The organism is Oceanobacillus halotolerans (assembly GCF_010993955.1).
Lineage (GTDB): Bacteria > Bacillota > Bacilli > Bacillales > Amphibacillaceae > Oceanibacillus_A > Oceanibacillus_A halotolerans.
Window position 1 is genome coordinate 1 of sequence record NZ_WIXL01000020.1, and the last position, 23201, is coordinate 23201.

General features: G+C 37.5%; 18 protein-coding genes, 1 pseudogene and 1 riboswitch. Of the genes and pseudogenes, 18 read left to right on the plus strand and 1 reads right to left on the minus strand.

The window, feature by feature from the left end:
* Positions 1–869: 869 nt before the first annotated feature.
* From GHC26_RS15255 to GHC26_RS15335, 17 genes and pseudogenes are all read left to right on the plus strand, one after another.
* Positions 870–1853 (plus strand): ABC transporter ATP-binding protein, encoded by a 984-nt coding sequence (locus tag GHC26_RS15255; protein ID WP_163972118.1) that lies wholly within the window; start codon positions 870–872, stop codon positions 1851–1853.
* Entirely contained in the window at positions 1853–2884 is a 1032-nt protein-coding gene (locus GHC26_RS15260; protein WP_163972119.1) for an ABC transporter ATP-binding protein, read from the plus strand. The genes GHC26_RS15255 and GHC26_RS15260 overlap by 1 nt, the downstream gene beginning before the upstream one ends.
* A gap of 89 nt (positions 2885–2973) precedes the next feature.
* Positions 2974–4635, plus strand: coding sequence for a peptide-binding protein (locus GHC26_RS15265; protein WP_163972120.1), 1662 nt, complete (start codon positions 2974–2976; stop codon positions 4633–4635).
* A gap of 73 nt (positions 4636–4708) precedes the next feature.
* Positions 4709–5662, plus strand: a complete 954-nt coding sequence (locus tag GHC26_RS15270) for an ABC transporter permease (RefSeq protein WP_163972121.1) — start codon at positions 4709–4711, stop codon at positions 5660–5662.
* 53 nt (positions 5663–5715) lie between these two features.
* Positions 5716–6603: an oligopeptide ABC transporter permease gene (opp4C, locus tag GHC26_RS15275; RefSeq protein WP_163972143.1), complete on the plus strand. Its 888-nt coding sequence runs from the start codon at positions 5716–5718 to the stop codon at positions 6601–6603.
* 132 nt (positions 6604–6735) lie between these two features.
* Positions 6736–7863 carry an amidohydrolase family protein gene (locus GHC26_RS15280; RefSeq protein WP_163972122.1) on the plus strand — a complete coding sequence of 376 codons (1128 nt, stop codon included), beginning with the start codon at positions 6736–6738 and terminating at the stop codon, positions 7861–7863.
* Entirely contained in the window at positions 7860–9002 is a 1143-nt protein-coding gene (locus tag GHC26_RS15285) for an amidohydrolase (RefSeq protein ID WP_163972123.1), read from the plus strand. Before GHC26_RS15280 ends, GHC26_RS15285 begins: the two co-directional genes overlap by 4 nt.
* 286 nt (positions 9003–9288) lie before the next feature.
* Positions 9289–9908 (plus strand): annotated as a pseudogene (locus tag GHC26_RS16255) (IS4 family transposase); the annotation flags it as partial.
* 33 nt (positions 9909–9941) lie between these two features.
* The gene (locus GHC26_RS15295) at positions 9942–10979 is read left to right on the plus strand and encodes an asparaginase (protein ID WP_163972124.1); all 1038 of its coding nucleotides are present in this window, start codon (positions 9942–9944) and stop codon (positions 10977–10979) included.
* A gap of 621 nt (positions 10980–11600) precedes the next feature.
* The gene (locus GHC26_RS15300; protein ID WP_163972125.1) at positions 11601–12308 is read left to right on the plus strand and encodes a gamma-glutamyl-gamma-aminobutyrate hydrolase family protein; all 708 of its coding nucleotides are present in this window, start codon (positions 11601–11603) and stop codon (positions 12306–12308) included.
* Between the two features lie 15 nt (positions 12309–12323).
* Positions 12324–13274 carry a dipeptidase gene (locus GHC26_RS15305; protein WP_163972126.1) on the plus strand — a complete coding sequence of 317 codons (951 nt, stop codon included), beginning with the start codon at positions 12324–12326 and terminating at the stop codon, positions 13272–13274.
* Between the two features lie 12 nt (positions 13275–13286).
* Entirely contained in the window at positions 13287–14690 is a 1404-nt protein-coding gene (locus GHC26_RS15310) for a serine hydrolase domain-containing protein (protein ID WP_163972127.1), read from the plus strand.
* A 1-nt stretch (position 14691) separates the two neighbouring features.
* Positions 14692–15642 (plus strand): threonine ammonia-lyase, encoded by a 951-nt coding sequence (locus tag GHC26_RS15315; RefSeq protein WP_163972128.1) that lies wholly within the window; start codon positions 14692–14694, stop codon positions 15640–15642.
* Positions 15643–15672: 30 nt separating this feature from the next.
* On the plus strand, positions 15673–15975 hold the full coding sequence (locus GHC26_RS15320; RefSeq protein ID WP_163972129.1) for a hypothetical protein: 303 nt from the start codon (positions 15673–15675) through the stop codon (positions 15973–15975).
* 584 nt (positions 15976–16559) lie between these two features.
* Positions 16560–16604: riboswitch (PreQ1 riboswitch) on the plus strand.
* A 7-nt stretch (positions 16605–16611) separates the two neighbouring features.
* Complete coding sequence (locus GHC26_RS15325; RefSeq protein ID WP_163972130.1) at positions 16612–17097, plus strand: QueT transporter family protein; 486 nt, start codon at positions 16612–16614, stop codon at positions 17095–17097.
* A gap of 625 nt (positions 17098–17722) precedes the next feature.
* On the plus strand, positions 17723–17998 hold the full coding sequence (locus GHC26_RS15330) for a DUF1292 domain-containing protein (protein WP_163972131.1): 276 nt from the start codon (positions 17723–17725) through the stop codon (positions 17996–17998).
* Between the two features lie 119 nt (positions 17999–18117).
* Entirely contained in the window at positions 18118–19731 is a 1614-nt protein-coding gene (locus tag GHC26_RS15335; protein ID WP_163972132.1) for a catalase, read from the plus strand.
* A 47-nt stretch (positions 19732–19778) separates the two neighbouring features.
* Here GHC26_RS15335 and GHC26_RS15340 read toward each other — a convergent pair whose 3' ends face one another.
* Positions 19779–20564, minus strand: a complete 786-nt coding sequence (locus tag GHC26_RS15340; RefSeq protein WP_163972133.1) for an HAD family hydrolase — start codon at positions 20562–20564, stop codon at positions 19779–19781.
* An 806-nt stretch (positions 20565–21370) separates the two neighbouring features.
* Here GHC26_RS15340 and GHC26_RS15345 point away from each other — a divergent pair.
* Positions 21371–22918, plus strand: coding sequence for a Na+/H+ antiporter NhaC family protein (locus GHC26_RS15345; protein ID WP_163972134.1), 1548 nt, complete (start codon positions 21371–21373; stop codon positions 22916–22918).
* The last annotated feature ends 283 nt before the right edge of the window (positions 22919–23201 follow it).

A 23201-nucleotide genomic window follows, 5' to 3' on the forward strand; every position in this document is an offset into this window, starting at 1 on the left:
CCAATGTTTCCATCTAAATACTCGGCGACAAGCTTCATTTTAAATTCTTCACTATATTTTGCCACAAAAACACCCCCGAAAGTTAGATTTATTACTCTAACTTTCGGGGGTCGGTACCTATCCAAGCGTTTTTTTTGTATTCATTTGTATTGTCTTGTTCAACTAATGGTGCGTTTGTTATTAGTTGGACACTTTTTTTATAACTTTACGATTGCAGATGTATAGATGACGAACAGCAAAGAGCAAAGATAATAATCTGATGTTTACTAATATAATGGTTAGTTTATTGGTTATAATCCCCTCTTTTAGATTAAATAGGATACCTCATTTACATGGAACTATCCAAATGTAAAGTCTGAAACTTGGCACATGTCTTGCATAATTTAACAAAAAACCATTACTGACCATTACTAAATTTTAATATACTTAGAAATTATTCCCGAGAAATGAAGTTGTCTGAGTAACGAAAAAAATAGATCTTTAAAAAAGGCCTAAAGTCTCCTTAGTTTATAACAAGAATAGAAGGGAAAGAAATATGTCGCTAAAAGGGAATTATTATGTGAATTGTAAGTAAATATAGACCAAATTTTTAAAAAAATGGTTTACTTTTCAGAAATAACTGATATTATTTAATTATGAAAATTAAATAAAAATGGAAACAACAATATTCTTTATTGTTGAAAGGGGTGAAAGAGATAGGTTTCAAACAAATTATAGCCCTATATAAAAAGATTGGGTTTCTAATAGAGAAAGACAGTTTAGAATTACTAAAACCCATGTGCTAAAGAAGTAGAGTTAAATCTACAAAATGACAATTATATAAGGGTTAAAAAAGAGGTAGAAACAACGAAAGTGAGGGAAAGAAAAACATGGCATCATTATTAAATATTGAAAATTTAAAAACATATTTTTTTCAAAAAAAACACGTTGTACCAGCAGTTGACGGTGTTGACTTGAAGTTAAATAAGGGAGAAACAGTAGCTTTGGTAGGTGAATCTGGGTCTGGAAAAAGTATGACCTCTCTTTCGATTATGGGTTTAGTTCCAAAACCTGGTGGAGAGATCGTTGACGGAAAAATTATGCTAGAAGATATAAATCTAACGGAATTATCCGAGGATGACATGTGTAAAGTACGCGGAAAAGAAATATCTATGATTTTTCAGGAGCCAATGACATCTTTAAATCCAGTACTAACGATTGGTGAACAGTTGGTTGAGGTTATTACATATCATCAAGGAGTTAACCGTGCTTCTGCTGTAGAAAAAGCGATTGAACTTCTTCAAATAGTTGGATTTTCAAGAGCAGAAGAGATAATCCGTGATTATCCACACAGATTGTCTGGTGGTATGAGACAAAGGGTCATGATCGCAATGGCGATGAGCTGTAACCCTAAACTTTTGATTGCAGATGAACCTACGACAGCATTAGATGTAACTATCCAGGCTCAAATTTTAGAATTACTTAAAAATTTAACGAAGGAATTTGATACATCCATTCTATTAATTACGCATGATCTTGGAGTAGTTTCTGAATTAGCTGAAAGAGTAATTGTTATGTACGCAGGCGAAATAGTTGAAGAAGCACCGATAGATGAAATTTTTGATGAACCTTACCATCCATACACAGAAGGACTTATTAAATCGGTACCAACATTGACTGGAGAAATAGAACGTCTTTACTCCATTAAAGGTAATGTTCCTTCACCTGATTCTTTACCAAAAGGTTGTAGATTTGCTTCCCGTTGTAATAAAGTGTTTGGTCGTTGCTTGGAAGAAAAACCACAATTAAAATCGATTTCTAATTCTCGGTCAGTTCGTTGTTTTTTATATGATGATGAAGAGGAGGTTGAGTGATGGATGTAAATGTCCTAAGTGAAAAAGAAAATGTCAAATCAAAAGGTCCAGGTGAAGACTTTATTTTAGAAGTGAAAAATCTTAAAAAATATTTCCCTATTAAGGATGGAATATTACAAAAAACAGTAGGCCATGTAAAAGCAGTAGATGGACTGAACCTAAATATAAAAAAAGGAGAAACATTTGGAATTGTAGGAGAATCCGGTTGTGGTAAGTCAACTGCTGGTAGAACTATTATTCGCCTAAACAAACCTACTGAAGGAAAAATACTTTATAAAGGAGAGGATATTACCAAAGCAAGTGAGAATCAGCTTCGAAAATCAATTCGTAAAGATATTCAGATGATATTTCAGGATCCATTTGCATCACTCAATCCACGTAAAACACTTGGTAAAACATTAATGGAGCCATTAGAAGCTCATCAACTTTATAAAAATAAAAAGGAAAGAATGGATAGAGTAAAGGAATTATTAGATGTAGTTGGGCTAGATCCTTCATATTTTACAAGGTATCCACATGAGTTTTCTGGGGGTCAAAGACAAAGAATTGGAATAGCTAGGGCACTTGCTCTTAATCCAGAATTAATTATAGCAGATGAGGCAGTTTCAGCATTAGACGTATCTATTCAATCACAGATTATTAATTTAATGAAAGATCTGCAGGAAAAATTTAATCTCACTTATATTTTTATATCTCATGATTTAAGTGTCGTCCGACATATCTCTGATCGTGTTGCAGTAATGTACTTAGGTAATTTAATGGAGTTGGCAGATAAAGATAGTCTTTATTCAGAACCGTTACATCCATATTCCAAAGCATTGTTATCTGCGGTTCCTGTTCCAAAAAAGAAAGGAGAGGAACAAAGAGAAAGAATTGTATTAGAAGGAGATATACCAAATCCAGCAAACCCTCCAAAAGGTTGTGTTTTTCACACAAGGTGCCCAGTTGCAATGGATGTTTGTAAGGAGGTGGTTCCAACATTTAAGGAAGAAAAACCAAATCATTACGTTGCTTGTCATCTTTATAATTAAAAGGAGGTTAAGAAAGTAAGGGGGAGTGACAAATATAATTTTGTTACAGAAGTTTTGGACAAACGTAAATAATTAGTGGGAGGATTAAAATGAAAAAGATTAGTAAATTAATTTGTACATTAGCATTTATCTTTGCGTTTTCACTAATTTTAACAGCATGTTCATCGGATTCAGGGACGACAGAAGATAATGAAAGTGAAAATACTCAAGAAGAAAAGTCAGAAGTTTCAAATGAGGATTCAGGTGAAGCGCAACAAGGCGGAGATTTGATTGTTGGAAACGTATCGGCACCGACTTTGTTTAATGATATGTTTTCATCAGATGTACCAAGTGACACAATTGAAGGATTTATGTTTGATCCTTTAACTACTATTGATGAAAATTTAGAACCTGCACCAGGTTTAGCGGAGGACTGGGAGTATTCCGAAGAAGAGTTGAAATGGACTTTTCATTTAAGAGAGGGTGTTAATTGGCATGATGGGGAACCATTTACAGCGGAGGATGTAGCTTTCTCTTATAACATACCATTAAATGAAGAATATACAGGGCCAAGAGGTAGTCACTTTGCAAGTATAGAGTCTATTGAAGCTACTGATGATTACACAGTTGAAATCACTTTAAAACGACCAGATGCAAAGTTTCTATTCCAAACAACTGTTTATGATATTTTACCTAAACACATATTAGGAGACATACCAGTTAGTGATCTAGACGAAGCGGATTTTAATACAAAGAATCCAGTAGGTACTGGACCATTTAAATTCGATGAATGGGTACAAGGCCAATATGTCAAAGTTGTCGCTAATGATGATTATTTCCAAGGTCGACCATATCTAGACTCTATTACTTATAAAATAGTACCAGATAAAAACGCGTTATTAGCACAGTATCAAGCGGGTGATATAGACTACATGCGTGTATCGCAGTCTGATATGCCTACTGTTGAGTCACTAATTGACCAAGGCCAAGCTCAGCTAGAAAAAGTCCCTGATTTACAGTATAACTACATTGGATATAACCTAAGAAATCCAATATTTGAAGACAAAAAGGTTCGTCAAGCACTTACCCATGCTCTTGACCGTGAAGAAATACTTGAAACGATTGTATATGGAGATGGGGAACTCTCAAACTCACCAGGTCTTCCATTCAGTTGGGCATACAATGAAGATGTTCCTGTCTTTGAATATGATCCTGAAAAAGCAAAAGAATTGTTGTCTGAAGCAGGATGGGAAGATACGGATGGTGATGGTATTAGAGAAAAAGACGGAACAAAGCTTTCCTTTAGCATAAAATCAGGTCAAGGTAGAGAAGTCCGGGAACAAATTACTCAGGTTGCTCAACAACAATGGGCAGAAGTAGGAGTAGAAGTAACTCCAGAAATCATAGAGTGGAGTGCGTTTATCGACCAAATTCATCAATTTGACTATGATGCGTATGTACTTGGTTGGTCGTTAACAGCTGATCCAAGTATAACTTCCTATTTCCACTCTGATGAAGTAGAAAATGGATTAAATTATGGTGCTTACTCGAATCCGGAACTAGATAAATTAATGGAAGAAAGTGACATGGCAATGGATCAAGAAAAACGAGCTGAACTAATCGAGGAAGCCCAAGCTATTGTTGCTGAAGAACAGCCATATACATTCCTATATTCCCAAAATGGTAATCATTTATTCGTACCACAACTTCATCCGAATATGCATTCGGGAAATTCTTACTACAAAATTCATGAATGGTGGATGGAACAATAAATCAAGATTAATTGGGAAAGAGTTAGGGTTGCCCCAACTCTTTCCTTATCTCTTAACTTCAGGAGGCATTAAAATGATTGCATATATAATAAGACGAATTATATTAACTATCCCGTTACTATTGGGTGTTTCAGTTTTATCTTTTGGTATAGTTCAATTGGCCCCTGGAGATCCTACCGCATTAATGATGGATAATCCAGGGATTAGCCAAGAAGACCGAGAAGCATTTTTAGAGGAGCAAGGATTAAACGACCCAGTTCATGTCCAGTATGTCCGTTGGTTGGGTGATATTGTAACAGGTGATTTTGGTGAGTCCTTAATCTATCAGGGAACTCCTGTTACAGAATTAATTATGGCTCGCTTACCAAATACATTACTATTAATGGTTGTCTCTGCATTGCTAGCTATTGTTGTAGCTATCCCATTTGGAATCGTATCAGCAAGAAAGCCTTATTCACTAACTGATTATACTGTTACAACTGCTTCCTTTTTGGGAATGGCAACACCGAATTTTTGGTTCGGACTTGTTCTCATTATGCTCCTATCTGTTCATTTAGGTTGGTTTCCAAGTGGGGGAGTAGCAACTCTAAATGAACCATTTAGTTTGTTGGATAGGATTCACCATTTGATTTTACCAGCTATAGTACTGGCTACTGCAGAGACTGCTTCATTAACCCGTTACACACGTTCAAGTATGTTAGATGTTCTCGATCAAGACTATATACGAACTGCACGTGCTAAAGGGTTTAAACAAAGGAAGGTTGTTTATAAACATGGTCTTCGGAACGGATTAATACCAGTGCTTACTCTTATCGGCCTTATGCTACCGACGTTTATAGGGGGATCGGTAGTTACTGAAAAAATTTTTAATTGGCCAGGTATAGGTTTACTGTTTATTGACGCAACATTTCAACGTGATTATCCAATGATTATGGCTATTACGATGATTTCAGCTACATTGGTAATTATCGGAAATTTGATTGCCGATATACTTTATGCAATTTTTGACCCGAGAATAGAGTACTAAAGGAGGAGAGACACTTGACATTGCCTGAAAAGGACATTTCAAAGAACCAAACAATAACTTCTCCAGATATAAATTTGGAAGTAAAACAAAAACCAGAATCTCTATGGAGAATCGCATTTGACAAGTTTATGAAAAATAAATTAGCTGTTAGTGGAGCAGTGGTTCTTATTATCATTATAGGCATGGCGATATTTGCTCCCTTGATAGCACCACATAGTCCTGAAGAACAGGTTCTAACAAACCGACTTGCGCCACCGAGTGCAGAACATCCTTTAGGCACTGATGAATTAGGACGTGATACTTTTAGTCGTTTATTGTATGGTGCACGAGTTTCATTAACAGTTGGATTTGTAGCTGTGGCTGGAATAATTTCAATTGGTACAATTGTAGGCGCTGTTGCTGGTTATTTTGGGGGAATAATTGACTCAATCCTTATGAGGGTTGTTGATGTTATTATTGCTTTTCCACAAATATTTTTATTAATAACTTTAATTGCAGTTTTAGAACCGAGTTTAGGTACGCTGATTGTTGTGTTTGCTTTATTTAGCTGGACAGGAACAGCTAGATTGGTTAGAGGAGAATTTTTAACCTTAAGAACACGCGAGTTTGTATTAGCTGCTAGGACTATTGGTATTCGAAAGGGCAAAATTATTTTTTCACATATTTTGCCTAATGCAATTGGACCTATTATTGTAACTGCAACTTTGCAGATTGGTTACGTGATTTTGGCAGAATCAACTCTTAGTTATTTAGGTCTTGGAGTACAACCACCAACACCGAGTTGGGGAAATATGTTACAAGCTGCACAGGATTTTAGCATAATGCTTTATGCATGGTGGTATCCTCTCTTCCCAGGTTTGATGATTCTCATTACAATTTTGTCATTTAATTTTGTTGGAGATGGTTTACGAGATGCATTAGATCCTAAAAGAAAAAATTAGGAGTATTTTTTAAAATTGATAGAAAACTGGAGTCTATAGACCAGTTTTCTCAAAAAAGAATCAGTTTATTATGAGCAAGCGAAAAATTAAGATGTAATTATAAGGAGAATTAGAGAATGGAGAGGTTTTATAATGAAGCAGGCTATTATTAATAGTAATATGTTTGATGTTAAGACAGGAACTATTAAGGATAATATGACAATATTATGGGAAGGCAATACTATTAAGGAAGTTGGTGAAAATATAAATCTATCTTCTGATGTAAATATAATAGATGGAGCAGGCAGCTTCATTACGCCTGGCCTTATAAATGGTGCAACACTTCTGGGGTTAAAAGAATATGGAGTACGTTGGGAAGGAGATGACACTTTTGAAGCATCAGGAACAGAACAACCAAGTTTATCTGTGATCGATGGAATCTACCCATTTGATAAAGGGTTTTCCAAAGCTAGATCAGCAGGTATTACAACTGTTCATGTATTACCTGGACCAGAAAACGTTATCTCAGGTATTACATCAGTCATAAAAACAACTGGTAGCGTCATAGATGAAATGGTAGTTAATGCTCAACACGGACTATCTATTTCATTAGGCGAGGTACCGAAACAAGCCTTTTCGAAAAAATTTAAACAACCTCTAACAAGAATGAGGATTGCATCAATAATAAGAGATCGCCTAAGAAAAGTTTTGTATAAAGAAAAATTGGAAGGCATTGAGGATAGAATTGTAAGTGATATCCTTGAGAAAAAAGCTCCAATGTACATACGAGCTCACCGATTAGATGACATCCTAACAGCTGTACGTCTAAAAGAAGAGTTTGATATTAATGTTACGCTTGTTCATGCTACTGAAGCTCATCTAGCTACAGATACTTTAATAAAGGCAGAAATTCCAGTGTTAGTTGGACCGTATTATGCTTCTAGACTTAGAGAGGAAATAGAAAGTCTTCATCCATCTCATGCGAGTATCTTAAAAGAAGCTGGTTTATCTTTTGCTTTGACAACTCATACAATACGGAACTTACCACTAGAAGGGTCACTATCAGTAAGAGAAGGGTTGTCAAGTAGTGATGCGTTATATGCATTAACACTTGGCCCAGCGAAAATCCTTGGTATTTCAGAAAGTCTAGGTTCTATTGAGCCAGGAAAACAAGCTGATATAGTTATCTGGAACGGAGAACCTTTAGAATTAAAATCAAATGTCACCCAAACAATTATCAGTGGTGAGACCGTCTATAAAAGGGAGGATCAATCCAAATGAAGTTAATTAAACAAGCGACAGTATACACCGTTAATAATACTAATCAAGTGTTAGAGAACTGTGATATTTTACTTGAGGACGGGAAAATCAAAAATATCGGTACGAATATACCTACCCCTGAAGGTGTGGAAGTAATTAATGCTGAAGGGTACGTTATAACACCTGGATTAATTGATGCTCATACACATGTAGGGGTTTGGAATGATGCAAATGAAAGTTCACATCCTTATACACCTTTAATGTCAGCAGTAGATGCTATTAATCCCCAGGATGATTCATTTAAAGATGCACGTTCAGGAGGGGTAACAACAGTACAGACTGGTGCTGGAAGTGCAAATGCAATAGGCGGTATTTGGTCTGTTGTAAAAACAACTGGAACCATTGTTGAGGATATGCTCTTACGTAGGAATAGTGGATTAAAAGGTGCGACGGGTGAGAACCCGAAAAATAGATATGGCCAAGTCGGGAAGAGGGATCCATATACTAGAATGTCCATAGCTAATTGGATAAGACAAGGTTTCCAAAAGGCAGAACAAGCACTTATGGAGGGATATAATGAATTAGGTGATTTATATAGACAAGGGAAAGAAGACCTTGCTCCTTTTATTGATGTATTACAAAAAAAGATGCCCTTACGAATTCATGCTCATCGCGCTGATGATATTGTTACGGCTATTCGTATTGCTAAAGAATTTGATATTAATTTATCTATTGAACATTGTACAGAAGGCTTTAAAGTTGCCTCATATATAAAAAAATCTGGTTATCCCGTTACGGTAGGACCCTTCATGGGACAATCGGGTAAATATGAAACAAGGGATATGAACTTAGAGAATCCAAGAATTTTAAATGACCTTGGTATCCTTTTGGCAATTAATACTGATCACCCTGTTACACCTATTCAATATTTGTCTATTTGTGCAGCAGATGCAGTGAAACATGGATTGAATGAAATGGAAGCATTACGTGCTATTACAATTAATCCTGCTAAGATTACTGGAGTAGCGGATAGAGTGGGTTCGATCGAACAGGGCAAAGATGCTGATCTTGTTTTGTGGACACATCATCCATTTCAGACTAAAGCAAGTGTAGAATATACGCTGATTAATGGGGAAATTGTCTATCAAAAAAGAACATAGGATATATATTTATATCAGAGACTATTTATCTCTCATGTAAATTGATTAACATAATATCTAGTATTTATAACTAATTCAACTTTCGCATCAAGAAAAAATAGTTAAGTTCAATTCCTTGTAGAGTTTTTGAACGTTAAAATATGAGACTTGATTATAAATAAAAAGGCATGAAAAAAACACCTTAACGTTTGGTATAGTTGGTTTGACTAGAATCACCAATATCATACTGAAGAGGTGTCCTATACATGATAACGGATAATAACCAATATAATCAACTACCCAATGAATAGATGCTTCCTATGTGCTGATGGACACTTGGTTTAATCAGCAACCACTCATTAAGAACATCAAAGAACAAGGTATTGACGTGATTGGTATGGTTGAAAATCTGAAACAGCGTAATCTGGTTGGTAACGAACATGTAAGCTTAAAGGAACTGTACTATCTGACGAAGCCTGTATCAGGAAAGAAAGGAGTTCTTCGTTCCAATCAAACGACACAGGCAAATGGAGTTCCGATTAAAGTTGTATTTGTTCGCAACCGTAACAAAAAGAGTGATTGGCTAGCAATCTTAAGTACGGATTGTACTTGTATTTATGGAATGCGTTAGGATATTGAGGTGTTTTTCAAAACAACCAAGTCCTTTTGAAACTACGAAAAAAATTTCAAGGTAGTTCCTACGATTCCTTAATTAGCCACACAACTATCGGCTTTGCAAGGTATAGTGCTTTCAAGGCAAAATCGTTGTAGCACTACAGCAGTTAATTTTAATTGATCTTCTTAAAGATGCCTTCAAAATAAGTAATAAAAAGCGTGCAAAAATTAATCAAAAGTCAACCAGCAATGGATTGCAGGTCTGCCTAGACATATTAGGTGTTACTTGCTATTTCAGTCTGCGAAAGTTGAGTAACTAATAAAAAACTGAAAGGAACTGATACAATGACACAAACAAAACCAATCCAAGTTTTTAGAGGCGACTATCTCGAAAGCGCACATGATATACATATTGCAGTGGTGAATGCAAACGGGGAATTGATAGCATCTTTTGGGGAACAAGACCGATTAACGTTTGCACGCTCTTCCATGAAGCCGTTTCAAGCAGTACCAATCGTCGAATCTGGTGCTATGGATGGGTTTGCTTTAACCGAAAAAGAATTAGCTCTCTTTTGTGCTAGTCATAATGGCGAGCCCTTCCATCGAGAAAGTGTAACAAATGTATTAGAAAAATTGAATCTACAAGAAGAACACTTGCAATGTGGGACCCATATTCCAAAGGATATCGAAAGCTACAACCAATTAATAAAAGAAGGAGGCCAGCTCACTCCTTTATATAGTAACTGTTCTGGTAAGCATTCTGGTATGCTTGCTGGTTGCATGCAACAAGACATGGATATAAGTACATATCGAGATGTAACACATCCATATCAACAACAAATCATCGAGGTGATCGCTAATGTGAGTGACTATGAGAAAGACAAAATTAACACATCAGTTGATGGATGTGGTGTGCCTGTTCATCGTCTTCCACTTGAAAATTTAGCATTAGCATTTGCAAGACTTGCAAATCCAGATCAATGGGAAGAAGGCGACACGAAAAGAAAATCCTCCTTAAAACGCATACGTAATGCAATGGTGGAATATCCTGAAATGGTTGCAGGTACGAAACGATTTGACACTGATTTAATGGGAGCCTATGCAGGAAGAATCGTCGCAAAAGGTGGTGCGGAAGGAGTTCATTGCTTTGGCGATAGTGAAACTGGTATTGGTGTTGCGGTAAAAGTAGACGATGGAAATGCACGTGCAACAAGTGTAGCTTCCATGCAAGTATTACAGCAGCTAGATATTGGGGAGGCAGCCTTAAGAGAATCATTAATTAGTTATGATCGTGCACCTGTTTTGAATGCTAGGAATGAAAAGATTGGTGAAATTAAACCATCTTTTTCATTAAATGTTTTAAATGAAAAGGTTGTTTTCTAAAAGCTTGTTGTTTTTCAAGTGTCAATTCTTCATGAACAGTTGGTGTATGATGCGCAATAAAACTGCGTTAACTACCGCTACGAAAATACACTTCGCTTTCACCAGGGGCATAAGTGCGACTTCTGTTCAAACTGTTCGTTTTCACAGTGTCTACTTTACCGCGGGTGACCCGTGAGCCTTCTCGATCGTACCTCGCCTGCGGGGTCTCACGTTGGCCACTGCGACGAACAGGACGTTCTAGTGTCGGCGTTGGTCACAGGGCGTGACCGATGTTAGTCGACGAACCGCGGGAGTCTTCGTGTATTTTCTCCGCTAGTGATATGCTTTTTTGCCTATATCATTATTGATCTAATACAATAGTTGATTGGAGCGGAGGAGAGTCGACTCCTGCAAGGTATAGCACGCGTCCGAAGACCCCGCAAGAAGCGGTCTTTACTTCTGATGAGGTTGAGGCCGTGTCTGCGGAAAGCGACTGTCTGGAGCGGAAATCAATAGCACCATTTATTGCGCATTATATAGATTATTAGCAACAAACTCTGCGAAAATAGCCAATGAAAAAATAGAATAATAGTTTTTAAATGGAATACATATTTCATACGAATACATAATGGGAGGCTTTTTATGAAGAAATTAATTGGCATCACGACATCCATGGAAGTGGACAAAACGTATTATAAGGTGGCAGAAGAAAATGTAAATGCCATTACACAGGCTGGAGGTATGCCTGTGATGTTGCCTTATTTAATAAAGGAGGATATTGACGAGCTTGCACATCAGTTAGATGGATTGTATGCAACAGGTGGGTATGATATTGATCCTATCCTTTTTGGAGAAGAACCACATCCGAAGCTAGGAACCATTATCCCAGCGCGTGATCATTTTGAAATTACGTTAATGAAAAAGATGCTAGCGTTAGATAAACCAATTCTTGCTGTTTGCAGAGGTTGTCAGACGTTAAATATTGCTGCTGGTGGGGACATGTACCAAGATATTTATGCACAAATCGATCATGAATTATTACAGCATCAACAAAAGGCTCCCAAAGATCATGGGTCTCATTTTGTACATGTATTAGAAGGAAGTCTTCTCCATCGGTTAACAAACGAAACGAAATTGAAAGTGAACAGTCGTCATCATCAAGCAAATCGAGCGGTAAAAGAACCGTTCCAAGTAAGTGGAACAGCAAGTGATGATGTGTTGGAGGCAATTGAAAGTAAACATCATACGTTTGCATTAGGCCTGCAATGGCATCCGGAAAATATGTTAGTAGGTAATGATGAACCATCTCGTAAAATTTATGAAGGGTTTTTAAGAGCCTGCGCAAATTAATAGGGGGAATTAAAAATGAAAGTAATTGATACACATTGTGATGCGTTATTAAAATTACAACTAGCGAAAAGAGGTACCTATTACGGCAAGGAAGCCTTAAACTATCAAGATTCAAAAGAACTAGATACTAGTTTTCAACGACTTTATAAAGGGGAAGTGATGGCACAATTTTTTGCTATTTTTATATACCCAGATGTGCCATCAGATGAAAAATGGCAGCATGCACTCGAACAAATTGACTTATTTTATACTGAAATCCTTGCACGCAATCCAAAAATGAAACACATTAAAAAGTGGGAAGACTTTGACACGCTGCAGGAAGGGGAAATAGGTGCTGTTTTAACATTAGAAGGTGCGGATGCATTTGGGAATGACCTAGGAAAGTTACGTCATTTATATCGATTAGGTGTATTATCTCATGGGTTAACGTGGAATAATGCAAACCTTTGTGGGGATGGAGCAGGAGAACCAAGAGGTGGTGGATTAACAGTACTAGGAAAAGAAGCGGTTAAGCTGAACAATGAATATCGTGTATTTACAGATGTTTCACACTTAACGGTAAAAGGGTTTTGGGATGTGATGGAGTTAGCAGATTATCCAATTGCTAGTCATTCCAATGCACGTGCTATTTGTGATCACCCACGTAACTTATATGATGATCAAGTAGAAGCGATGTTTTCCAATAATGGAATGATTCATGTTGTGTTTAATCCACCATTTATTAATAAAGATAGTCAAAAGGCAACGATAGGCGATCTCATTAAACATATTGATCATTTATGCTCCCTTGGAGGAGTGAAGCAAATTGGCTTTGGATCTGACTTTGATGGCATAGCATATTACATTAAACAATTGGAGCATTCTGGAAAATACCAAAACCTCATTAATGAATTGCTCAAATATTATTCAGAAGATGAAGTCCGTGGATTTGCCTATCAAAACTTTTTAGATCATAGACCAAAATAAGGAGCGATTGGAATGAAGGTAAATCAGGATTTCACGGCTTTAGATGAAGCATTAACAGCAATACAAGAATCGAAACAAATTCCAGGTATGGCAGTGGTTGTTGCAAAAGAAGGAGAGCCAATTTATGAAAAATATGCTGGTTATCGAGATGTTGAGAAGAAATTACCAGTTACCCCAGATACTATATTTGGGGTTGCTTCGATTACGAAATCTGTTACAGCTCTAGCGGTTATGCAACTACAGGACGCTCAGAAATTATCGGTACTGGATCCTATAACAAAGTGGTTACCAGAATTAAAATTACCAGAATCACTCGAAAAAGAGCCTACCATCCACCATTTGTTAACCCATACAGCAGGATTTCCTGGAATGAAAGCTGTTCATCAGGCGCGCCGAACAAGTATACAAAAGGATCCAGATGGAGGTTATTTGTTTGATGTATTAGCAGATCTTCCAAAAGAACCAACCGTTGAAACAGTGGAGGACATGATTCAATTGATCAATGAAACCCCTTATGAGATGTTAGGAGTGCCTGGTACCGTTTTTAACTATTCCAATGAAGGTTATGCCATGCTTCAAGGGATAATCGAACGAGCGAGTGGGATGGATTATATTCCATTTGTACAAGAACATATCCTAGATCCGTTACAGATGGATCGTGCTACATTTTTACGAGCCGATCTACACCATGATGCTGATGTTACAGAACTGTATGCTTATCAAAAAGATCCAACCAAAAAGCCATTTCATTCTCCTGCATGGTGGGATACACGAAATTTGTATGCAAATGGTTCATTGAAAGCAAGTGTCACCGATTTAGTGCGTTATCTAGAAGTATATCGAAATAATGGTTTCGTTAATGGTAAACAGATTGTCTCTAGTGAAAGTATCCAAGCAATGACCACAGCCCATGTTAGGATGCCAACTGGGGATCAATATGGATATGGGTTACAAGTTGATGATTATAACGGGATGAAGCTCTTTGGTCATGGTGGAAGTATTAAAGGGGTTTCCTCACATATGAAAGTAGTGAAAGAAGAGGAGTTAACCATGGTCGTATTAACGAACATTCAAGATGTGAACGTGGAAAATATTATTTCTTCTGTTATGGATCACTTAGTTGATATGGATAAGAAAACAACGGCATCTAAATCGGAAATGCCAGGGAACGAACAACTACATAAATATGTAGGGCGGTATGAGTCAGCAGAAGGACAGCAAATAACCTTTTTACGGAAAAACAATAAATTGTATTGGAAAGTACAACAGCAGGAAGCTCCAGTTACCCCTTATGAAGAACATGGCTTTATGACAACAGAAGGCAAAAAGATGAAATTTATCGTGAATGATCAAGATGATGTAATTGGGGTTTTTAGTGGTGTTCGCTTCATTCCAAAACAAAAAGGAGCTGACTGATTTGGTGAAATTAGCCGATATCCAACAGGCACGTGATACAATTTATGATGTAGTAAAGGAAACGCCAATCCTTCATTCTAGCCAGCTTTCTGCATTATGTGATAATAACCTATTTCTAAAGGGTGAGCACGTACAAACCACGGGGTCATTTAAAATTCGAGGTGCAACGAACAAAGTACAGCAGGTGGTAGAAGATGGTGCGAGTTCTGTTACGGCTGCCTCTTCTGGAAACCATGGTCAAGCAGTCGCTTATATTGCAAATCAATTAGGAGTTCCAGCTACTATTGTCGTTCCAGAGGATGCTACAACGAGTAAATTGAATGCCATTCGTACGTATCAGGCAAAGATTGAAACCTGTGGCACTACATCAGCTGAGCGAATACCACGTGCAAAAGAGCTTGCACATAAAACAAATGGGGTATTTATCCCCCCTTATGATGACCCACTTATTATGGCGGGTCAAGGAACGGTTGGACTGGAAATCTTAGGACAACTAAAAGATGTGGATGTTGTAGTCGTACCAGTTGGTGGTGGTGGACTAATATCAGGAATTCTTACTGCCATTAAAGAGACAGATCCACGTATAAAGGTAATTGGCGTGGAACCAGAATTGGGAAACGATACCTATTTATCTTTACAAAAAAATAAGATAACTTCGATAACAAGTTCAACTACTATTGCGGATGGATTACGGACTACACAACCAGGATCCTTAACTTTTCCAGTTGTACAGCGTTATTTAGATGAGTTAGTGCTTGTGAAGGAAAATGAAATCAAAAATGCCATGTATATGGTGATGGAACGAATGAAACAAGTAATTGAGCCGTCAAGTGCTGTTACAGTTGCCGCTGCAATGAATGGAAAATTAGGCATCACTGGGAAAAATGTTTGCTGTGTTGCATCTGGCGGTAATATCGATTTAGTGAAATTAGGGAGTCTTTTTACAGAGTGATTCCCTATTTCACTATTTTAGGGTGAATAGTTGAATGATCGGCTATGGAAAGTGATTCAATATAGTAGTATTATCACGTTTTTCATCATGTCTATTGTCACGTTTACCATATTACCGAAAGAGCCATTGGATGACGGAGGGTGGAAAGTCCTGTTTCCTAGTACTACTGTACAAATGTCCCTACTAGCAATAGGGAGTATTCTTACGCTGATTTGGGTATTCGCTACATATGTACGTAAGGTAGGAGAGGTATCCAAGCTCGCTGTACAGCGCTCGATTATCTTTATTGTAGGTTTTGGCATCTTTTTTCTTTTCCTTAAATCATTGCGCTAACCATAATAAATGGATGTTTATCGCTTAATCAGGCCACCATAAGGATAGGTGGTCAACCCATTTCTGCTTTTAAGTTATTTTTTTAATAATTTTAATGCTTATAATTTATATTGTGCGCAACTTGAGGTGATGGTTGGAGCATTTACCCGCTCCGGAAATACACTTCACTTTCACCAGGGGCATAAGTGCGACATCTGTTCAAACTATTCGTTTTCACAGTGTCTACTTTACCGCAGGCACGGCCTCAGCCTCCTCAGAAGCAAAGACCGCTTCTTGCTCAGGTCTGGACACGTGCTATTTCTGCAGGAGTCGACTGTCCTACGCTCCAATCAACGATAGTATTAGCATCAATGGTGATATTAATAAGAAATAAAATAGCGCAATCTAGCGGAGAAAACACACGTAGACTCCTGCGGGAAAACGAGCCTAAGAGACCCCGCAGTGTGGGTTTCACGAGGAGGCTCGTGGGGAGTCCGCGGAAAGCGAAGTGTATTTTCGTAGCGGTAGTGAGTACAGTTTTATTGCGCATAATACATCAACTATGCATTAAGATTTTACCTTAAAAAGCAAAAAAACATTCTACTTCACACGTGGTTCGAGACCATCCCACGATAAAAAACTAAGGAGAAAGCGTTAATGAAACCAAGAACATTAGTAGCAAATGGCCTATTAGCTGCATTATATATTGCTGTATCAGCACTGATACAACCATTCGGATTTACCAACATCCAATTTCGACTATCAGAGATGTTTAATCATTTAGTCGTTTTTAATAAGAAGTTCTTTTTCGGAATTATCTTTGGTGTATTTTTAACCAATTTCTTTTTCTCACCGATGCGGCTTTACGATATCGTGTTTGGTGTAGCACATTCAGCATTTTCCTTAAGTATTATTATTTTACTTTCTAAATACACGAAGAATGTGATCGTTTTACTTATTGCAAATACCATCATTTTCTCCTTTAATATGTTTATCATCGCATTCGAATTATATTTAGCACTTGGTTTACCATTTCTATTTTCGTGGGTAACAACAGCCATTGGAGAGGTTGTTGTATTAGCGATTGGTATCCCAATTATGTATGCGTTAAACAAACAAGTTCATTTTGATAGGATTATCTAGTATAAGTACTTTACAGTTTGCTTCCATATCGTGGCAGATTGTAAAGTTTTTTGTTTTTTCTATATGTTTTTTAATATGTTTTCCCATTTTATAAAATTAAACCTAATGAATCTTTGAACAATATTCTAAACAACATAGCAGCATTGATTTTCGCATCGGACAGTCGCTTTCACCATGGGCACAAGTGCGACATCTGTTCAAACTTGTTCGTTCTCACAGTGTCTTCTACACCGGGGAGAACGCTTCAGCTTCCTCTTAAAGAAAGCGTAAGCGCCATGGTCACCACGATAAGCTTAAGCCGAGCCTCGGTGTGGCACTTTTTGCCACAGATCTTCAGCTGTTGTTTTTTTCCGCAGGAGTCGACTGTCCTACGCTTAAACTATCGTATTAGTAACAAAAATGATAAGAATTAGCATAGCACCAACTAGCGAAGTATATTTCCGGAGCGGGTAAAAGCTCCAACTATCATCTCAAGTTAACGTCGCATTACATAAAAACTAACAAGGTAAGAAATTTAAAGTATGTGAAAAGTGTTTTACCAAAAGAGTTTTTCTATAAAGGCATTATTTTCATACGTGAAGTAAAAGATAGAAACAGAATCCAGTAACAGAAAGGAGGAGTAAAGATGGATGAAATACAGGTAGGAGAAGTTTTTACTATTAGTGATGAAACAACGGAAGATCAAGAGGTTGAGGTATTGGCAAAGGTCACGTTACAAGGAACAGACTATGTCGCTGTTAGCTTTACTGAAGATTTAAAGGAAGAAAATAGCGAAAACATTGATGTCTTTTTTCTAAAAATTGATCAGGAAGGTGACTTAGGAGCAATTGAATCAGATGAGGAATTTAACATGGTTTCCGAGGCCTTTGACACAATTTTAGAAGAGGATCATACAGATTGAGGCCTATCGATAACACATGTATCTCTTTAATTGATATTTTCTACGCTCTATAGATAATTTGTTGATTTCAGGAAACGATAGTAAATGATAAATTTACTTTTAGAGAAAGAGGAGATAACATGGATAAAGAACGAGAGACAAATATTGAAAATGATGACACGCTTACAACGAGACAAGGTCATCCTGTTACCAATAATCAAAACATTAGAACCGTTGGAAATAGAGGTCCAGCAACCTTGGAGAATTATGACTATATCGAGAAAATAAGTCATTTTGATCGTGAAAAAGTACCAGAACGGATTGTGCATGCGCGTGGAGCAGGTGCCCATGGATACTTTGAGTCATATGGGACGGCTGGAGATGAGCCGATATCCAAATATACTCGAGCAAAGCTTTTCCAAGAAAAAGGGAAACAGACACCTGTTTTTGTTCGTTTCTCGACGGTAGTTCATGGAAATCATTCGCCAGAAACTGTTCGTGATCCTCGTGGTTTTGCGGTGAAATTTTATACAGAAGATGGAAATTGGGATTTAGTTGGCAATAACTTAAAAATATTTTTTATCCGTGATGCGATGAAATTCCCTGATATGATTCATGCCTTTCGTCCCGACCCAGTAACCAACTATCAAGATTCTGAACGATTCTTTGACTTTTGTGCTAACTCACCTGAATCGTTCCATATGGTGACATTTGTTTATTCACCTTGGGGTATTCCAGCGAATTATCGTATGATGCAAGGTTCTGGTGTCAATACGTATAAATGGGTTAATCAAGATGGAGAAGCAGTTCTTGTCAAATACCATTGGGAACCGAAACAAGGAATTAAAAATCTAACAGTAGAAGAAGCAGAAGAAATTCAAGGGAAAAATTTCAATCATGCCACACAAGATTTATATGAAGCAATTGAGAATGGAGATTATCCTGAGTGGGAGTTATTTGTACAAATCATGGAGGATGGCCCACATCCAGAATTAGACTTCGATCCACTGGATGATACGAAACTATGGCCAGAAGATCAATTTCCATGGCTACCAGTAGGAAAGATGGTGTTGAACAAGAATCCAGAAGATTATTTTACGGAAGTGGAACAAGCTGCATTTGGTACTGGTGTACTTGTAGATGGATTAGACTTCTCTGATGACAAAATGTTACAGGGTAGAACGTTTTCCTATTCCGATACCCAACGATATCGTGTAGGTGCAAACTATCTTCAAGTTCCAGTCAATGCTGCGAAGAAACGGGTAGCAACCAATCAAGAAGGTGGCCAGCTACGACATGAGAACGACAAGGCTCCTGGACAAAATCCTCACATCAATTATGAGCCATCCATGTTAGGTGGACTAAAAGAGGCAGAACAAACTGGAAAAGAACATACTCCAAAAGTGGAAGGAAACCTTGTTCGTGAATCCATTGATCGAAATGATAATACGAAGCAAGCAGGTGAAACCTATCGCCGCTTTGAACAATGGGAAAAGGATGAGTTAATCAAAAATCTAGTAAATGATTTAGCTACATGTGATAAGCGAATTCAAGATAAAATGATTGCATTAGCTGAAGAAGCAGATGAAGAATATGGTCGCCGTCTACGCGAAGGACTGGAAGAGAAAAGCAAAATGAATAGCAATGATATGAAGACCGAAGCAGCTAAGGAGATGCATCCACTTGGAGCAAAAGATGCTCGTAAAGCGGTAAAAGATGCTGTGAAAAAGGGTCGTGACGCAAGACCATATTAAAAGAATGAATGTTGCTACATCGTTGTAGCAACATTCATTTTTACCTTTTATGAAATAACACCAAGTTGTTTTAAACCATTAAAAATACCATCCTCATTTACAGGTGTTGTTTGATGCTTTGCATATTGAAGCAAGTCTGGATGAGCATTCCCCATTGCAATGCCTTCTCCAACTGTCTGCAGCATTTCTTTATCATTCATCCCATCTCCAAAGGCAATTGCCTGTTCTGGTGCAATCCCCATCGTATGGAGTACCGTTTCCACAGCATTTCCTTTGTTGACATTTTTCCGAATTAAATCATAGCAATTTTGCATGCCAGAAACCGTAACAGGAGAAAGATAAATGTCCTGTGTAAACTGGTAAAGATCTTTCTCTTCATCAGGAAGATTGATGAGAGATCCACCTAATATGTTATAAAATACACCTGTGTGAATGATTTCATTTTGTGTCAAATTAAAGGTTTTTGTGAAATGCTTCATAATAGGCGTGTGTAGAGAGGAAAGGTAATTTTTCTTGTTGGTATATATAATCATCTCATGTCCATGATTTTTGGTTTTATCGTAAAATGCTTCTACTATATCCTTTTGCATTGGCTCATTCACAATCGTCTTATCTTGATAGATGGCATAAGCACCATTGTAGCCAATTAAGGAATGAATATCTAAATCCTTTGCGAGGTCAGTTATTTCATGTAATGGGCGGCCTGTTGCTAGAAATACTTCAATGTTATTCTTTTTTGCTTGTTGAATAGCTTCTCTTGTTGATGATTCATAGGTATGATCGGATCGCAAAATTGTCCCATCAATATCTAAAAATACTGCCTTATATGTCATGTTAATCTCCTTTTCTATGCCTGCTTGTACATTGTGATTTTATCATAAGCATTTCCGAATGTTTAGTAAAGGCTCTTTTCGCATACTTTGTTGTTTCTACGTCGCATAATCATTATTATACGCAGTAACTTAAGGTGATGGTTGGAGCATTTACCCGCTCCGGAAATACACTTCGCTTTCCGCGGGTGGCTGTTGAGCCTCCTCAACTCGTCACACGTTTCTAGGGGTCTTACCTAGGCCGTTCCTCCCGCAGGAGTCTACGTGTATTTCCTACGCTGATTTGAGCTATGTTTATTCATGTATTTACGTAACTATACATTAGTTGATTGGAGCGTAGGACAGTCGACTCCTGCAGGAACAACACGTGTCCGAAGACCCCGGAGGAAGTGGTCTTTTTCCGAGGAGGCTGAGGCCGTGCCTGCGGTAAAGTAGACACTGTGAAAACAAAAGTTTGAACAGATGTCGCACTTATGCCCGTGGTGAAAGCGACTGTCCGAAGTGGAAATCAACGGGGTTAAGTTATTGCGCATCATCTATCTTATATGTAAGATTGTACCTATTTAATTTTAAATTTTCTTACTATTTTTTCGTTAGTTCGTACATAACATTATTGATAACGAAATATACTTGTAGTGAAATGATAGGATTTTTGGTATAGTAGGGTTATGATCTTTTTTCTAATTACTCATTTAATAGGATAAAGTGATTCAATACGTAAATAAGAAGAAGTACTTTTACATCGTATATAAAGAGAATAGATACAAAGAAAGATCATAGCTTAATAAAAAATGAGGGGAGTATGAGAAATGGAGTTTGGAATTCTTTCATTACTGCCTCCAGTCATTGCTATTGTTTTGGCACTTGTGACACGTAATGTTATCCCAGCACTGTTTGCTGGAGTATGGTTAGGTGCCACAATGCTACATGGTTGGAATCCACTAATGGGTTTATATGCAACCTTTAGTGAATTTATTATTCCAAATGTAGGGGATGAATGGAGTGCAACAGTTTTAATTTACTGTGGTTTGTTTGGAGTGCTTATTGCAATCTTGCAAACAACAGGTGGTGCACATGCAATTGCACATGCTATCTCTAGAAAAGTAAAAACAGCTAGAGGTGCACAAGGATCTACCATGCTATTTGGTATTATCATTTTCTTTGAAGATTATTTTAATGCACTTACAGTAGGTAGTGTGATGCGTTCTGTTAACGACAAAATGCGTGTTTCCAGGGAAAAACTTGCATATGTCGTTGATTCAACATCAGCACCGATGTGTTTACTCGCGCCAGTATCAACTTGGGTTGTATTTGTAATGGGGTTAATTGGTGCACAATTTGTTGAGTTAGGAATTTCAGGATCAGAATATATGACGTACATTTTGACCATCCCATTTAACTTTTATTCGATTTTAGCATTATTACTAGTTGCAATTATTATATTCATGAAGTGGGATTTTGGTCCAATGGCTAATGCTGAATACCGTGCTAGAACGACTGGTAAATTAATTCGTGATGGTGCAGAGCCACCACAGGATGACCAAATGACAGATGTTGAAATGGTAGAAGGACATACACCGAAAAAACGCAACATGATTGTTCCAATTGTTGTGTTATTAGCATTGATTCCTCCACTTTTCTTATGGACAGGTGGCTATCCAGAAAATGACTTCGTAACAGCTGTTGGGGAAGCAGATGGTGGTATCTCTATCTTAATTGCAGCTTTCGGAGCTGGAATTGTCGCATTAATCATGGGATTAGGACAAAAGCTGTTTACATTTAAAGAGGCTATGTCTATTTATGTTAGTGGCTTCCGTAGCATGATGCTCGTCTACGTTATTTTAGCATTAGCGTGGTCTATTGGAAGTGTTACAACGGAATTAGGAACAGCAGAATTTATTGTAGATTTTGCACAACAAACTGCATCGCCTGCAGTTATTCCCGTATTGTTATTTTTCATTGGCGCTATTGTTGCCTTTACAACAGGAACATCGTATGGAACCTTCGCAATTATGGTTCCAATTGCCATGCCATTGGCAGATTCAATGGATATTTCCATGTACTTGGCAATCGCTGCAGTGTTAAGTGGTGGAATATTTGGGGACCACTGTTCACCAATTTCCGATACAACGATCCTGTCTTCTGCAGGTGCATCCAGTGACTTAGTTGACCATGTTAATACACAGATTCCATATGCCATTACAGCTGGAATTAGTGGAATTGTGGCCTTCCTAGTTGCTGGTATTACAGAGTCTGCAGTAGCATCTATTTTAGTTGGAGCTGTTGTACTGATCGTATTAGCTTATATTTTAAACCGTGTATGGGGAAAACCGATACCGGAGAATGCAGCTGCTTAATATAATAAAAACCAAAAAACCGTACGCTATGCCGATAGTGTACGGTTTTTTTTGCGTGCTTGAAAGATAACATTCACCTTTTTTGTAGCGGAACAAGGACCCGCCTAGTTTTTACGGATGAATCGTCATTCCATTATTTGCCGCAAATCACCCAATTTGTAATGTTCGTTCGTAGGAGTAATCATTGCTAAACATTATCATTCTATAAAAGCTACGACGACATTAAGAAATCACAATTCGAACTAAGGGTGCAACCTAAAAATTCAAGGTGTATAATGTGGAA

Coding starts and splice junctions, on each gene's coding strand:
- GHC26_RS15255 (WP_163972118.1), top strand. CDS start 870: ATGGCATCATTATTAAATATTGAAAATTTAAAAACATATTTTTTTCAA.
- GHC26_RS15285 (WP_163972123.1), top strand. CDS start 7,860: ATGAAGTTAATTAAACAAGCGACAGTATACACCGTTAATAATACTAAT.
- GHC26_RS15335 (WP_163972132.1), top strand. CDS start 18,118: ATGGATAAAGAACGAGAGACAAATATTGAAAATGATGACACGCTTACA.
- GHC26_RS15345 (WP_163972134.1), top strand. CDS start 21,371: ATGGAGTTTGGAATTCTTTCATTACTGCCTCCAGTCATTGCTATTGTT.
- GHC26_RS15265 (WP_163972120.1), top strand. CDS start 2,974: ATGAAAAAGATTAGTAAATTAATTTGTACATTAGCATTTATCTTTGCG.
- GHC26_RS15310 (WP_163972127.1), top strand. CDS start 13,287: ATGAAGGTAAATCAGGATTTCACGGCTTTAGATGAAGCATTAACAGCA.
- GHC26_RS15305 (WP_163972126.1), top strand. CDS start 12,324: ATGAAAGTAATTGATACACATTGTGATGCGTTATTAAAATTACAACTA.
- GHC26_RS15300 (WP_163972125.1), top strand. CDS start 11,601: ATGAAGAAATTAATTGGCATCACGACATCCATGGAAGTGGACAAAACG.
- GHC26_RS15325 (WP_163972130.1), top strand. CDS start 16,612: ATGAAACCAAGAACATTAGTAGCAAATGGCCTATTAGCTGCATTATAT.
- GHC26_RS15295 (WP_163972124.1), top strand. CDS start 9,942: ATGACACAAACAAAACCAATCCAAGTTTTTAGAGGCGACTATCTCGAA.
- GHC26_RS15330 (WP_163972131.1), top strand. CDS start 17,723: ATGGATGAAATACAGGTAGGAGAAGTTTTTACTATTAGTGATGAAACA.
- GHC26_RS15340 (WP_163972133.1), bottom strand. CDS start 20,564: ATGACATATAAGGCAGTATTTTTAGATATTGATGGGACAATTTTGCGA.
- GHC26_RS15280 (WP_163972122.1), top strand. CDS start 6,736: ATGAAGCAGGCTATTATTAATAGTAATATGTTTGATGTTAAGACAGGA.
- GHC26_RS15260 (WP_163972119.1), top strand. CDS start 1,853: ATGGATGTAAATGTCCTAAGTGAAAAAGAAAATGTCAAATCAAAAGGT.
- GHC26_RS15270 (WP_163972121.1), top strand. CDS start 4,709: ATGATTGCATATATAATAAGACGAATTATATTAACTATCCCGTTACTA.